This is a genomic window from Henriciella litoralis (genome assembly GCF_002088935.1).
In the GTDB taxonomy this organism is placed as follows: Bacteria; Pseudomonadota; Alphaproteobacteria; order Caulobacterales; family Hyphomonadaceae; genus Henriciella; species Henriciella litoralis.
In genome coordinates this window covers 285337-299690 of record NZ_NCSS01000006.1, presented here as the reverse complement: position 1 = coordinate 299690, position 14354 = coordinate 285337, and the positions used below count along the sequence as shown (strand labels likewise).

General features: G+C 56.5%; 14 protein-coding genes and 1 tRNA gene. 7 read left to right on the top strand and 8 right to left on the bottom strand.

Annotation, left to right across the window (positions count from 1 at the left end):
* Positions 1–10: 10 nt before the first annotated feature.
* A complete protein-coding gene (locus B8783_RS05120) occupies positions 11–1171 on the bottom strand; it encodes a DegT/DnrJ/EryC1/StrS family aminotransferase (protein ID WP_084418740.1) in 1161 nt (386 codons plus the stop codon).
* A 3-nt stretch (positions 1172–1174) separates the two neighbouring features.
* Positions 1175–2095: a Gfo/Idh/MocA family protein gene (locus tag B8783_RS05115; protein WP_084418738.1), complete on the bottom strand. Its 921-nt coding sequence runs from the start codon at positions 2093–2095 to the stop codon at positions 1175–1177.
* A gap of 167 nt (positions 2096–2262) precedes the next feature.
* Here B8783_RS05115 and B8783_RS05110 point away from each other — a divergent pair, with 167 nt between their 5' ends.
* From B8783_RS05110 to B8783_RS05100, 3 genes are all read left to right on the top strand, one after another.
* Complete coding sequence (locus B8783_RS05110; protein WP_084418736.1) at positions 2263–3285, top strand: NADP-dependent oxidoreductase; 1023 nt, start codon at positions 2263–2265, stop codon at positions 3283–3285.
* A gap of 28 nt (positions 3286–3313) precedes the next feature.
* Positions 3314–4222 (top strand): hypothetical protein, encoded by a 909-nt coding sequence (locus B8783_RS05105; protein WP_084418735.1) that lies wholly within the window; start codon positions 3314–3316, stop codon positions 4220–4222.
* 95 nt (positions 4223–4317) lie between these two features.
* Positions 4318–4584, top strand: coding sequence for an HU family DNA-binding protein (locus B8783_RS05100; protein WP_084418733.1), 267 nt, complete (start codon positions 4318–4320; stop codon positions 4582–4584).
* A 16-nt stretch (positions 4585–4600) separates the two neighbouring features.
* On the opposite strand, the gene B8783_RS05095 is transcribed toward B8783_RS05100, so the two are convergent.
* The 5 genes from B8783_RS05095 to glmU all read right to left on the bottom strand — a co-directional run bounded on the left by B8783_RS05095 (position 4601) and on the right by glmU (position 11012).
* Entirely contained in the window at positions 4601–5983 is a 1383-nt protein-coding gene (locus B8783_RS05095) for an MATE family efflux transporter (protein WP_084418731.1), read from the bottom strand.
* 14 nt (positions 5984–5997) lie between these two features.
* Positions 5998–7377, bottom strand: a complete 1380-nt coding sequence (locus tag B8783_RS05090) for a class II 3-deoxy-7-phosphoheptulonate synthase (protein ID WP_084421906.1) — start codon at positions 7375–7377, stop codon at positions 5998–6000.
* A 116-nt stretch (positions 7378–7493) separates the two neighbouring features.
* Entirely contained in the window at positions 7494–8894 is a 1401-nt protein-coding gene (gene gor / locus B8783_RS05085) for a glutathione-disulfide reductase (RefSeq protein WP_084418729.1), read from the bottom strand.
* 53 nt (positions 8895–8947) lie between these two features.
* Positions 8948–9646, bottom strand: a complete 699-nt coding sequence (gene rpiA / locus B8783_RS05080; protein ID WP_084418727.1) for a ribose-5-phosphate isomerase RpiA — start codon at positions 9644–9646, stop codon at positions 8948–8950.
* Positions 9647–9659: 13 nt separating this feature from the next.
* Positions 9660–11012 carry a bifunctional UDP-N-acetylglucosamine diphosphorylase/glucosamine-1-phosphate N-acetyltransferase GlmU gene (gene glmU / locus B8783_RS05075; protein ID WP_084421904.1) on the bottom strand — a complete coding sequence of 451 codons (1353 nt, stop codon included), beginning with the start codon at positions 11010–11012 and terminating at the stop codon, positions 9660–9662.
* A gap of 76 nt (positions 11013–11088) precedes the next feature.
* Here glmU and B8783_RS05070 point away from each other — a divergent pair, with 76 nt between their 5' ends.
* Positions 11089–11790, top strand: coding sequence for an HAD hydrolase-like protein (locus B8783_RS05070; RefSeq protein ID WP_084418724.1), 702 nt, complete (start codon positions 11089–11091; stop codon positions 11788–11790).
* Here B8783_RS05070 and B8783_RS05065 read toward each other — a convergent pair.
* Complete coding sequence (locus tag B8783_RS05065; RefSeq protein ID WP_084418722.1) at positions 11762–12010, bottom strand: hypothetical protein; 249 nt, start codon at positions 12008–12010, stop codon at positions 11762–11764. The two genes, B8783_RS05070 and B8783_RS05065, sit on opposite strands and share 29 nt — an antisense overlap.
* 502 nt (positions 12011–12512) lie before the next feature.
* Here B8783_RS05065 and B8783_RS05060 point away from each other — a divergent pair.
* The 3 genes from B8783_RS05060 (at position 12513) to B8783_RS05050 (ending at position 14345) form a co-directional block, all read left to right on the top strand.
* Positions 12513–12587: transfer RNA gene (locus B8783_RS05060), tRNA-Val, on the top strand.
* Positions 12588–12889: 302 nt separating this feature from the next.
* Positions 12890–13327: a hypothetical protein gene (locus tag B8783_RS05055; RefSeq protein ID WP_084418720.1), complete on the top strand. Its 438-nt coding sequence runs from the start codon at positions 12890–12892 to the stop codon at positions 13325–13327.
* Between the two features lie 31 nt (positions 13328–13358).
* A complete protein-coding gene (locus B8783_RS05050; protein WP_084418719.1) occupies positions 13359–14345 on the top strand; it encodes a hypothetical protein in 987 nt (328 codons plus the stop codon).
* The last annotated feature ends 9 nt before the right edge of the window (positions 14346–14354 follow it).

Sequence of the window (14354 nt, the reverse complement as noted above, 5' to 3'; positions counted from 1 at the left end):
AGCCGCGTTTTCAGCTCTGCAAAGCCCCAAGAAGCGCGTCGCAGACCCGATGAACCTGACTTTCCGACAAGTATGGGTGCATTGGCAGGCTCAGCACCTCTCGTGAAGCCTTCTCGCATTCAGGCAGACCACGTGCTGGCGCGAACTGTTCGAAAGCCGGCATCTGATGGATCGGTGTGTCGTAATAGATCGCCGTCGGAACCCCTGCGTCCTGCAATTTGGAACGAACACTGTCCCGGTCCTGCACGCGGATCGTGTAGAGCCCGTAGGCATGCTCATCCGACTGTCCGGCCACCTGCCCCTCGACCTTACCACCAAGGCGTTGATCATAGATGCCTGCGGCAAGCTTCCGGCGCTGACGCTCAGCTTCGAAAATGCCGAGCTTCTCAGCGACCACAGCGCACTGGATCGAGTCGCAACGTCCGTTGATGCCGACGCGGATCGATTCCTTACGATTGTCGCCGGTGCCATGCCAGCGGATCGAGCGAAGCAGATCGCCCATTTCCTTGTCGCGGACGAGGATCGCACCGCCGTCGCCATAGCCGCCCAGCGTCTTGGTTGGATAAAAGCTGGTTGCGGTAATCTCTGCGAGCGTACCGAGCCACTGACCATCCTGCTTCGCGCCAAAGGCCTGCGCTCCGTCTCCGACGATAACAAGACCATGCGCATCGGCGACTTCGCTGATGGCTTTGTAGTCCGCTGCCAGACCGTAAAGATCGACAGGGATGACAGCTCGCGCCCGCAAATTCCGCGTGCCTTTGACGCGCTGAACTTTCCGCTCGAGATCCTCGGCATCCATATTGAATGTCTTCGGATCGATATCGACCAGCACCGGCGTTGCGCCAGCAAGGAGAACGGCGTTTGCCGTCGCATTATACGTAAAGCCGGGAATGAAGACCGCGTCGCCATGTCCGTAACCAAGCGCGATGAGCGGCATCACGAGCGCTTGTGTGCCTGAGCCCACAGCAACAGCATCGGCTGCGCCAGTAAACTCACAAAGCTTCTGCTCACATTCATCGACTTCTGGCCCGCCGATATATCGTCCATGATCCAGAATGGTCGTCCAGCGTTGCTCAAGAGCTGGCCGGATTGAGGCCTGTTGCGCTTTCAGGTCAAAGAACTGGATCGGCGCATCGTCTGGCAATTCAACAAGTTTTCCATCTGCGGCCATGGTCTAGGCTCCGATCTTTTTCAGGGCTGAAGTTTCAATCGATTCGGCAAGTCGAACAGCCTCGGCGGCTTCCTTGCCAGGTATAGGGGTTTCTCTCTCACCGAGACAGGAAGCGAAAAACGCTTCATCGGCGGCGCCCAGCGGGTCAGGTAATTCGGCTGAGACATCTGCTTTGATGCGATGCTTGGTCGAATTCACGACGGCACGCGTCAGAAAATCAATTTCGATCTCGCCCGATGCGTACACGACTTTCATGCGGCGGTTACGCTCAGCTGCGGCTCGGCTTGCGCTTACGACAGCGCTGCGACCACCATCAAAGGAGAGTTCTGCGCGGGCCTCGTCGATATGGTCAGAATGCCTGATTGAGCCTTCTCCGGTGGCAGACACGGCTCGTCCCATCAGCTTCGCGACCATATCAAGATCATGGATCATCAGATCCCAGATCACCGATACGTCACCGGCCCGGCCGTCCGGCGCTGGTGGACCCTCGCGTACAGCTTCTATCGCCAGCACAGGTTCATCAATCGAGAAGAAGCCCATTTCATCAAGCACCAGTCGCTCCTGATGTCCGACCTGCAGAACAAGGTTCTTGTCTTCGGCTAAGGCGGCCAGGCTGTCGGCAGCTTGCGCATTCAGCGCCAGAGGCTTCTCAACAAGCACATGTACGCCGGCCTCTAATGCCGCGGCGACCGTCTCGCCGTGATAGACGGCAGGGCATGCAACAAGGACAGCGTCGCAGGCTTTGAGAAGATCACCCAGCGACTTGAACGCAGGAACGTCATGCTTGTCCGCCAATGTCTTGCAACGCGCCATATCAGGGTCAAAAACCCCCATGAATTCAGTGCGGTTTGAGGCGGCGATTTTCCCGGCATGATAGCCGCCAAAGACGCCAGCGCCTACCAGACCTGTTTTCAGTAATGGCATTATCTGCTCCACAATTGCGCCTTCCCTTCGCACCCGTTTGGGCAGACACGCAACATCAAGCTTCAGACCTGCTGGTCAAAGAGTCTTGCTAATTCTTACCGCAGCACCTTCACAGTCTCTCTCAGAAGCGCCATCTCTGCGCTAAGAAAATACCAAAGGAGGATATCATGACAGCATTGAATTCAAAGGGTTGGGCTCTGGCCAAACGTCCCGTCGGCATGCCCAAGAGCGACGATTTTCAGATGATTGACGGTGAGGCCGCTGCGCCTGCAAACGGCGAAATTCAGGTTCAGAATAGCTGGATGTCTGTCGACCCTTACATGCGTGGACGGATGTATGATCGCGAGAGCTATGTGCCCCCTTTCCAGATCGGCGAACTGCTCCAGGGCGGCGCTGTTGGACGGGTCACCGCCTCAGCCCATCCTGACTTCTCGGAAGGTGATCTTGTGACCTCCATGGCCGGTTGGCGGGAAGCCTGGACAGCCAAGCCTGAAGCGGTTGGCGCGACAAAGATGCCATCCACAGAGCTTCCTGATTCGGCCCTGCTCGGCGTTGCCGGTATGCCGGGCCTCACGGCCTATGCAGGTCTGCTTCGTGTCGCTGCGTTGAAAGAAGGCGATACCGTCTTCGTATCAGGTGCTGCCGGCGCTGTCGGCTCAACCGTCGCGCAAATCGCCAAGATCAAGAACTGCAAAGTCATCGGCTCGGCAGGCGGTAAGGAAAAATGCGATCTTCTGAAAGAACTCGGCGTCGATGAAGTGATCGATTACAAGGCCCACGACACCTATGAATCGCTATTGGGCGCCCTGCAGAAGGCCGCCCCAAAAGGCATCGACGTCTATTTCGACAATGTGGGCGGTGATCATCTGGAAGCGGCAATTGAGTGTGCCCGGCCTATGGCGCGCTTCGCAGTCTGCGGGATGATCAGCCAATATAATGCAACCGAGCCGGTGCCCGGCCCTCGCAATATGATCCAGATCGTCGGCAAACAGCTTTCGATCCGCGGCTTCATTGTTTCAACGCATGCTGACATGCAGCCCGATTTCATGGCCGATATGGCGAAGTGGATCAAATCTGGCCAGATGCAGTTCGAGGAAACTGTCATGGAGGGCATCGAGTCTGCACCCGAGGCCTTTCTTGGTCTCTTCCAGGGCCGTAACAGAGGCAAAATGCTTGTGAAGCTGGCCTGATTGTCAGGCATTCTAAAAGGAGAACTCCATGGCGCGCCTGTTCGACGCATACATCATCGTTGACTGGAGCGCTGCGAGCAAACCTGCGCAGGGCGCCAATTCGGTTTGGATTGGCGCCCTGGCCCGCGATGCCCGGCTGAAGTTTCAATTCAGCGCCGCCAATCCATCTACGCGCATGGCAGCGACAGAGATGATCCAGGAACTCGCAGAACGTTTTACCTCACGCGGTGACAAGGTTCTGATCGGCGTTGATTTCAGTCTTGGCTATCCGGCTGGCACGGCAAAAGCTGCAGGGCTTCCGCAAGACAAGCCAGCCTGGCAGGCCATGCATGATCACCTCGCCGCCAAGGTAAAAGAGAAGTCCGACAACTCGAACACGCGTTTCGCAATCGCTGCCGGGCTTAACTACGCCATGACCAAGGGGCCACACCCATTCTGGGGCGCCCCGCCCCGCGACCGGATATCGACCTTGAGCGCAACCAAGGGCGACTTCAGCGACAGTGTCGTGGATGAATTTCGGGTGGCCGAACACTGGGTGCGAAAAAACTACAAGTCCAAGCCAAAATCTGGATGGCAGCTCTATGGCGCTGGCTCTGTTGGCAGCCAGTCTCTACTCGGCATTCCCGCCGTACAGAAACTTCGCAAGGCGCTGCCGAAATCAAAGATCTGGCCATTTGAAACCGGGTTCGCGACATTCGACGATGAGACGTTGGCTGAAACCGACATCGTGTTCGCCGAAGTCTACCCATCGCTTGTCGATGTGAAGCCCGTAGACGGCCAGGTGACCGACCGCGCTCAGGTCGAAGCTCTTGCCCGTCACTATTGCAGTCTAGACGAGAAAGGCCGTCTGGGCGCACTTTTTGGGCCTCCAGAAGGCCTCGAAGAAACAGAAATTCCCCAGATAATCGCTGAAGAAGGTTGGATTCTGCTGAAATAGCCCGTCGTTATTGGGTTTTCAGGATATCTACCCCTTTCGAATCATGTAGAAAACATAGGCGGCACCGTATCGCCGTTAGCTAAAAGGAGGCCCCGATGAACAAGGGTGAACTTACAAAAGCCGTCGCAGAATCTGCTGGCATGTCTCAAGCAGACGCCGGCAAGGCGGTAGACGCAGTTTTCGACACCATCTCCGGCGCGGTCAAAAGCCGTAAGCAGGTGGCAATTGCAGGCTTCGGCACGTTCCACGCGAAAACGCGCGGCGCACGCGAAGGACGCAACCCGGCAACGGGCGAAACGATCCAGATTGCCGAGAAGACCTCAGGTGCTTTCAAGCCAGCTTCGGCTCTGAAAGACATCTAGATCATTCTTTGAATATCTATGCCGGGCGGCGCGTTGGTTTTAACCGGCGCGCCGCTTTGCGTTCGAGCAGAACTAATTGCAGCGCGCCAGCAATAACCGAAGCTAGCAGCACGCCCTGCATCATCCCAATTGCGCCACCGCCCCGAACGAGACCGAAATAATATGTCGCCGGGATCATGATCAGAAAATAAGACATGAGGTGGACGGTCGTCGGCGGCCAGATAACGTTTTGGGCTCTGAGCGCCATCGAAGCGACGTTCTGCAGGCCATCAAAGACAAGAACAAACGCCGTGAACCCGATAATAGGTAAGAGTTCTGGCCGGATCGTGACGCCGTCCACGACGGCATCCGACTTCACCAGCACGCCAGCGATCGGCGCCCGGAAAACCCATACGACGAGTCCCAGCACTAGCCCTATCAGGACGGTCGCAACAACGCCCAGCCGCGAAGCCTCGCGGACTTGCTCGCTGTTCTTTCGCCCATAAGCCTCCGCGACACGCACGCTTGTCGCTGTGCCAAGGCCAAGAAATGCCATGAAGCAGAAACCGATCACGTGCACAGCCATGCCGTAAACGGTCGTGGCTGCGGTACTGATCCATGTCGCAACGACGAAAGTAAAATTGAAGCCGCCCCACTCCGCCACATTCGACACGGCCATGCCGTAGCCAACGGAGAACTGGCGGCGTGCTTCACCCGGCGGCCCATCCGGCGATGACCTGAAAGCGGGCGTGAACTTCCAGACCGCAATCAGGAACAGAATAACCAGGAACCAGCGCGTCCCGGTCGTCGCAATGGCAACCCCCTCTGCCCCCATTTTCGGCATGCCCCACCAGCCTGCGACAACGGCAAGATCGATGATGAGGTTCACGACAACGCCGAAATACATCATCGCGGTCACAACAAGCGGCCTACGGAGCGCTTCGAGATACGAGCCCGCCACATGCGTAATCATATGGCCGATCAGACCATAGGCGAGAATGCGCGAAACAGCTGTCGTTCCAGAAGCGATATCGGCCTCGAAGCCGAGCAGCGTGAACATCGGCCCAACCAGCAGCACGACGCCTACAGTCAATAGCGCGCCAAACCATAGTGAGAACTTCATGCCGCGCCTGAAAATGCGTCCAGTCTCGGCCCCTCTCCCGATGCCAGAAAGCTCCGCCGTCAGCACGGACACGCCGAGCAGCAATCCCATGGTTAGCCCGAGCGAGACGCCAATGGGCAGCCACGAGTTCAGAACAAAAGGAAGCTCTGACGGCGCATTCTGGCCCAGGACAATAACGTCCGTCAGGCCCATAAGCATCATCGCCGCGCGTGAGACAGCGATCGGCCCTGAGAGCCGCAACAGATCTGTGATGTCACTTGGCCTTGCCCAGGCGGGCCAGACCCGCCTCCGGTGCATGGCAGTGTCTCCTATCAGCCTGTTGCGCGGGCTTCTGCGCTAACGGCTTCTTTCATGTGCTGCAGCTTCTCAGCGATCAGGAAGGCCAGTTCAAGCGCTTGCTCGCCATTGAGACGCGGATCGCAATGCGTGTGGTATCGCGATGACAAGTCAGCTTCTGAGATGGCCTGGGCGCCGCCAATACACTCGGTGACATCCTGCCCCGTCATCTCGAAATGCACGCCGCCCGGATAACATCCTTCGGCCGACACGATATCGATAAACTGGCTGACTTCGGACAGGATCCGGTCAACTGGCCGGGTTTTGAAGCCACTTGCCGTTTTTAGAACGTTTCCGTGCATCGGGTCACATGACCAGACAACATTGCGCCCGCTCTTCTTGATCGCCCGGACAAGTGGCGGCATCCCTTCAGCAACGCCATCAGACCCAAAGCGCGAAATCAGCGTAATTCGTCCAGCTTCATCATTCGGGTTCAGCGTATCGATCAGACGCAGCAGTTCATCGGTTTCGAGGCCTGGGCCACATTTAATGCCAAGCGGATTGCGGACGCCTTTGCAGAACTCGACATGCGCATGATCAATCTGGCGCGTCCGGTGACCAATCCACAGCATGTGAGCCGAGGTGTCGTACCAGTCGCCGGAGGTCGAATCGACACGCGTCATGGCCTCTTCAAAGCCCAGCAAAAGGGCCTCATGGGACGTATAGACATCCACTTGCGCCATTTGCGGAACGCTTTGTGAGTTCACACCGCAGGCATTCATGAATGAAAGGGCGTCGCTGATGCGGTCTGCCAGGGCGCTGTAGCGCTCCCCCTGAGGCGAGCGATCCACGAAGCCGAGCATCCAGCGGTGCACGTTCGCGAGGTCCGCATAGCCGCCTTGTGAGAAGGCGCGAACCAGGTTCAGCGTCGATGCCGATTGGGAATAGCTTGTAATCAGTCGATCCGGATCCGGCGTACGCGACTCCGGCGTGAAATCCATCCCGTTGATATTATCGCCGCGATAAGATGGCAGCGTGACACCATCAATGGTTTCAACGGGTGAGGAGCGAGGCTTGCCGAACTGACCCGCAAGTCGACCAACTTTCACAACTGGCTTGGAGGCCGCGAACGTCAGAACCACAGCCATCTGCAACATCACGCGCAGCGTGTCGCGGATATTGTCCGCGCTGAACTCCTTGAAGCTCTCAGCGCAGTCGCCGCCCTGCAAAAGGAAAGCTTCGCCAGCCGAAACGTTTGCAAGGCTCTGCTTCAGACGGCGCACTTCACCTGCAAACACAAGCGGAGGAAACGCTTTCAGGCGCTTCTCGACATCTGCCAGAGCGGCAACGTCCGGATAGTCTTCCGGAATATGTTTGGCTGGTTTGGTTCTCCAGCTATCTGGTTTCCACGTCATCATCGGTCTCCTGAACCGCGCGTCTTAAACACAATGGCGGATGGCAGACAAGTTCTAGCATGGCCTGCACTTACATTGCGGGTTTCCAGCAGTGCAAAAATTGAGTGCTCGAACGGCTAGGCGGGACTGGTTTCCGGCACCCATTTCTGGCGCAACGTCACGATCTCCTCAGCGATCGTCGGATGCACAGCACACGTCCTGTCAAAGTCTTCCTTCGTGGCGCCCATCTTGATGGCTACACCAATCATCTGGATCATCTCGCCGGCATCGGGGCTGACGATGTGAACGCCAACGACTTTCTGGTCAGCCGCGTTGACGACCAGCTTGATGAGAACACGTTCACTTCCGCCGTGAAGCGCCGTCTTCATTGGCTTGAAGCGCGTCTTGTAGATATCAACCTCGTCGAATGCCTTGCGCGCTTCAGCCTCTGTCATGCCGACAGTTCCGACTTCAGGCTGCGTGAAAACGGCAGACGCAACATTGTCATGATCGAATGACCAATCCTTGCCGCCGAACATCGTGTCGGCGAATGCGTGTCCTTCACGAATGGCAACCGGCGTCAGTTCGATTCGATTGGTCACGTCGCCAACAGCAAAGATGTTCGGAACGCTCGAGCGAGATGCTTCGTCAACAATCACGCCACCTCGGCTATCGAGGCTCACGCCTGCCTTATCGCAACCAAGACCATCGGTCGCAGCCCGGCGCCCCGTCGCCATCATGATCACGTCGGCATTCAACTCCATGCCGTTCGACAAGGTGATGCAATAGGGACATGCCTCTCCATCAACTTCTTTGATCTCTTCAAAAACGGTAGATGTGATGACGCGTACGCCTGCGTCTTTCAGGCCTTCATGCACTGCTGTGCGAACGTCCCAGTCAAATCCATTCAGCACGGTGTCTCCGCGGTAGACGAGGCATGTTTCAACGCCCAGCCCCGCGAAGATGTGCGCAAACTCACAGGCGATGTAGCCTCCGCCAGCAATCACAATGTGCTTGGGCAAGGTTTCGAGTTGGAAGATCTCATTCGATGTAATGGTGTGCTCAACCCCCGGAAGTTCGTCGGGGGACGGCCGCCAAGGCGTTCCGCCGGTCGCGATAAGGATTTTTTCCGCTTTGAAGCGCTTGCCGCTATTGGACAACACAATCGTATTTGCGTCCTCAAACTCAGCGCGCTCTTCAAAAACGTCGACGCCGGCATTCGCAAGATTGCGGAGATAAATGCCGGAAAGGCGATCGACCTCAGCATTCATGTTCGACATGAATTCCGGAAAATCAAAACCACCCTTCTCGACCTTCCAGCCATACTTTTTGGCTTCATCGATCTTGGTGCCATAGTCGCTTGCATAGACCATGAACTTCTTGGGCACACATCCGCGAATGACGCAGGTTCCGCCGATCCGGTACTCTTCTGCGACCGCGACCCTGGCGCCGGCCTGCGCCGCGATACGTGCGGCCCTTACACCACCCGATCCAGCACCGATAACAAATAGGTCGTAGTCATAGCTTGTGTCGGACATGCAGGCTTACCTCTATAATCTTGTTTGAGGTCGGCCATATGGCCCTACGGGGCTCAGTATTCAAATATCGATGCCCCATCATCGCTGCCGATGATCACTGTTCTTGCCAGTCCGATGAAAAGCCCATGTTCTACGACACCCGGTATCGTCGACAGCAACGCTGCCGCTTTGGGCACATCCGGAATAACAGAGCAGCGACAATCCAGGATGAAATTTCCGCCATCGGTGATCACAGGTTTGTTGCCACCACCTGTCCGCACTTCAATCCTCGGGCGATTGACGCCTGCCGCCTGAAGCGCGTCGTAAACTTTCTTCGCTGTGATCGTGAAACCAAATGGGGTCACTTCCACAGGCAGCGGAAAGGCACCAAGCACTTCAACCTGCTTTGACGGATCTGCGATGACAATCATCAGGTCGCTGGCATTTGCGATAATCTTCTCGCGCAGCAACGCCGCCCCACCGCCTTTGATCAGCTGCGCATCTCCATCGACTTCGTCCGCGCCATCGACCGTGACGTGAATTCTATCGACCTGCTCAACCGGAAGCAGCGTTATGCCCAGCGACTCGGCCAGACGCCGTGTTTCCTCGCTGGTCGGTACACCTTTGACCATCAGGCCATCAGCGACCTCTTCGGCCAGCGCTTCCACAAAGAATTTTGCTGTGGAGCCTGTGCCAAGCCCGATCGTCATGCCGTCTTCGACAAATTCGAGCGCCGCGACTGCGGCATTTTCTTTTTCTCGTTCGAACGCCATTCTCGCGCCTCCTTTAGCCTTTGGCTTTTTTCTCTGCACGCTTGCGCGAACGGAATGCTTCGGCCCAACCCTGTTTCTCGATCTGACGCCCCCTGCCGACGGCAAGAGCGCCTGCCGTGACATCGTCCGTAATCACGGAGCCGGACCCCACAATTGCGCCATCACCTACCGAAACTGGCGCAACCAGAGCGCTGTTCGAGCCTACAAAGGCGCCTTCTCCAATGCGTGTTTCGTACTTCAGAAAACCATCATAATTACAGAAGATGGTACCTGCACCAATATTCGCGTTCGCACCAATGAAACCATCGCCGAGATAGGCTAGGTGATTGGCTTTTGCACCATCACCCACCCGCGTTTTTTTGACTTCAACAAAATTTCCAATCCTCGCGCCCCGCCCGATGTCTGCGCCGGGTCGAAGCCGCGCATAAGGCCCGACCTCAGCATCTTCGCGAACGATCGCGCCCTCAAGATGTGAGAACGCCCGGATCGTTGCGCCTTTCATGACGTGTACATTTGGCGCAAAGACCACGTTCGGCTCGACAATAACGTCTGGCTCGATCTCGGTATCGAAGCTGAAGAACACGGTCTCCGGCCCCGTTAGCGTGACGCCGGCGTCCAGCATGTCCTGCCGGCGGCCTGCCTGAAACACGGCCTCTGCGCGCGCCAGCTCAGCTTTGGAGTTCACCCCCATCACTTCATTCTCGGGGCACCTGACAACCGCACACCTTCCCCCGCTCTTGCGCGCCAGACCAACAATGTCAGTTAGATAATACTCGCCTTTCGCATTATCATTTGTGACGTCGTCCAATAGCTGGAAGAGGTCGCCGGACCTGACAGCCATCACGCCGGAATTGCAGAGCTGAATGGCCAGCTCTTCCGGCGTGGCTTCCTTGGCCTCCACAATCTTTTCAAGGTCACCCTCGTCATTGGTCACAAGCCGGCCGTACGCGCCAGGCGTAGCCGCCTCAAAACCAAGCACACCAACCTTCGCGCCCGCATCAAGGCTTTCGAAGAGAGCCTCGACCGAAGCGGGAGAGATTAGCGGTGTATCGCCGTAGAGCACGATCACATGGCCATCGAAGCCTTGAATATTGGAATGCGCCGCCTGCACCGCATGTCCGGTGCCCATCGGAGGATCTTGTACAGCAACCGATCCATCCCCGAGTGCTTTGAGGACGTGCGCAGACAGTGCATCCGAATCCTTACTCACCACGGTGACGATACGCGTGCAGCCAACTTTCCGCGCGAGCGCAATTGACCAGTCGAGCATGGGACGGCCACCGATCTTGTGGAGCACCTTTGGAAGCGCCGATTTCATGCGCGTGCCCTGCCCGGCCGCCAGGATGATTGCTGCCCGTTCTTTCATGCGTTCGGTCTCATTCTGCTTTGACATCTGACGTAAACCATCAGACGAGTCGAAGCGAGATGGTAGAGGATGCGAAATGACAGACAGTGACCTGAAAGGCTGGACGATCATCTTTGATCTCGACGGAACCCTGGTCGACACCGCTCCGGATTTACACCGGGCCCTCAACCACTGCCTTGTTAAGGCCGGCTACGCAGAAGTCCCGTTTGATGTGATTGATTCCCTCATCGGGCACGGGGCCAAAGCGATGATTGTTGAAGGGCTCGCATCACAAGGCATTACGCTGGATGAGGCCGAAATCGAGCCTGTCTGGAGCTCGTTTCTAGACTTTTACAGACAGCATATCTGCGACCTCAGCCGGCCATATGATGGCGTCGAAAAAGCACTGCAGAACTTGTCGGAACGCGGCGCCCAATTCGCTGTCTGCACGAACAAGACGCAGGATCTGGCCATCAGGGTCCTGGATGGCCTTGAACTAAGTCGGTGGTTTGAAGCGGTTCGTGGCGCCGATGCCGTCGCACAGAAAAAACCCGACGGCGGGCATATCCTCGAGACGCTCGATGCCGCAGGCGGTCATCTCGAAAAGAGCATCATGATTGGCGACAGCCAGACAGACGAAAGGGCAGCCCGGAATGCCGGACTGCCCTTCATATTTGTCAGTTTTGGATATGGGCCCGCCCCGGAAATGTCAGCAGATAAAACTGCTGCGTCATTTGCCGAGCTTCCGGCCCTGATCCGGGAGTTGGCGCTTAGGCCGCCTCAACCATCGCGTCGTTAGGACGGTAGGACGTACGCACTTCTTCTTGCGTTTTTGCAATGCGGCGGCGGGGCATGCCGTTCACCATGTTGCTACGCAGATCGGTACGTGCGCTGCGCATGGCAGGGACGAAGCCTGCGTCGACCAGGTCGACGTCAACTTCGAAGCCACGTTCGGCCCAATACTCACGAATTTTCTCGCGAAGGCGACGTGCGCCTTCTGTGTTACACCAGTCTTTCATTTCAATCTCTCCAGGCTAAATAGCAATGCATGGAGGTTGTCCTCCAGCCTGCCTGTCCTTCGTTTGCTTCTTTTTGTAACGGGCAGACACTGTGGGTCCGTGCTCCGTTCGTGACGCTTAAATGACGCCTCTCGACCGCCTTCACAACCCTTTTCCCATGTGAAATTCGAGTAAGGTTTGAATATGAACAGATGTTCAGGATGAATGGTTGTTCATCATTCGCTGTTTTTAGCATAAGCAACTGCCAAAAAGCATGAAAATGCCACAATATGCGTTGTTTTTAATGCACTATTTGAGTGCCCACCGGTGATTTGATTTAGTTGCAATAGAAACCATCGCCGTGTTTCGATGTGTCGCACCAAAATTTGCAAAAGAAATAGTGCCCGCAAAAAGACATGGCTCCCATACTGATAAATCATGGATCAGCCGCCAGATATTTGACAGTGCAGTCGGTGATTGACCCCAATCGATAGGCTAAGTAAGACCCGTTTTCCCGAATCTCGGGCGATTAGCTCAGCGGTAGAGCACTGCCTTCACACGGCAGGGGTCACTGGTTCAATCCCAGTATCGCCCACCATTCATGCAAATTGAATAGTAGCCCCCTCCTCCGTCACACTGACGGGGGATATAGGCGAGCAAACTCCAAGAGAATTAAGCAACCTCTTGCACGGCCTCCTCCGCCTGCGACTCATTTCTCCAGTCGCGGCCAGATTGACGCGAGGCCACTTGAGCAGTGTTTCGTCACGTCCTGCCTCCCGTCTGCGCAGAGCAATCTACCCCAAGCAGAATGAAAAAATTCAAAAAAGCTTGATTGGCTTGTCCGGCTTTTGCCCGCTTCTGCGTGGAAGGAACAGAACCCAACGGAAAAAGGACAAGCTCATGAACAAGTTTCTTCTACTCCCCCTATCCCTCGCCATTCTGGCATTCGCCGGATGCAAGGACGAAGAAACCGGCAGCCAGGCGGCGCAAGATGCACCGGCCGCGTCCACGGCAGAAACGTCGAAACCGGCCACGAAGAAAACGCGTGGGCAGAGCGTCTTTTTCGTCTGCCAGATGACAAGCGACAGGGTGAATTATCTTTCCGAGCTCATCGAGATGACTGAGCCTCGCACGAATGAAGAGATGGCAGCAGCCTTCAAGACGAAGGTGGAATCGCTTGACCGCACCTACTACCCGCTGGGGGAAGGAGATGCCCTCACCTACTCATGCGTATCGGGCACGGATGTGCGCAAGATGATGAATTATGCGCTCGATTTGCGCGGCCAGTCCGGCGACATAAGCACCCCTTTCCGCACCGTCACCGGCTGGAAACCCTGACCTTCCAAATCCCGAAATACAGGAGCTGCCCGTGTGGAATTTCAGTCTTTCCGGTGCTTTCGGCCTTATGGCTCGAACCGCACCATACCTTTTACTTCGCGCCGCTATCTATGGCGGAATCGCCGTTGCAACTGTTCTGATCACCGGGATATCCGGCGGAGTTGGATGGGGCATTGGTGGATTTTCCGGTCCGGATGGCCGCCCCGCGGGCGCCATGTGGGGCTCGCTGATCGGTCTCGGCTTAACCGGCGGGGCAATCTATCTTGCCCGTGAGTTTATCCTCTACCAGGTCAAGGCCGCGCATATTGCCGTTCTTATCAAGCTGATGGACGGAGAGGAGATCCCGACCGGCAAGAACCAGATCACCTATGGGGCGAGCATCGTGAAGGAGCGGTTCGTGCAGTCGTCGGTCCTTTTTGGCATCGACCAGCTGGTCAAGGGCGTGCTGTCCGCGATTACCGGATTGATCGAAGGCATTGCATCCTTCCTGCCCATTCCCGGCATCCGGAATGTTGTTGGTGTCATCCGGGCCTTTCTGAAGATCGCCGTCGGCTTTGCAGATGAAATCATTCTTGCTTTTGCCATCCGTACGCAAAGCGACAATCCATGGGGCTCGGCAAAGGAAGCCCTCGTCTATTATGGTCAGAATCACAAGCTGATGCTCAAGAACGCGGCCTGGCTGGCGTTCTTCGTCTACGTCCTGTCATTCCTGATCTTTCTTCTGCTGCTTGCGCCTGCAGCAGCCCTTGTATGGTTCCTGCCCGGCGCATGGTCTGCTGGCGGCGTGATCTTTGCGTTCATATTTGCCTGGGCCATCAAGGCCGCCCTGATAGAGCCGCTGGCGATTACATGCATGATGCAGGTCTACTTCAAGGCTATCGAAGGTCAGACACCGGACCCTGAATGGCAGGCACGGCTGGAGAACCTGTCGGGCAAGTTCTCGAAACTTCAGCAGAAAGCAGCCAGCTGGGCAGGAAAGAAACCCGCGCCAGAGGCTCAAACACCACAAACGGTCTGAACACCGTAA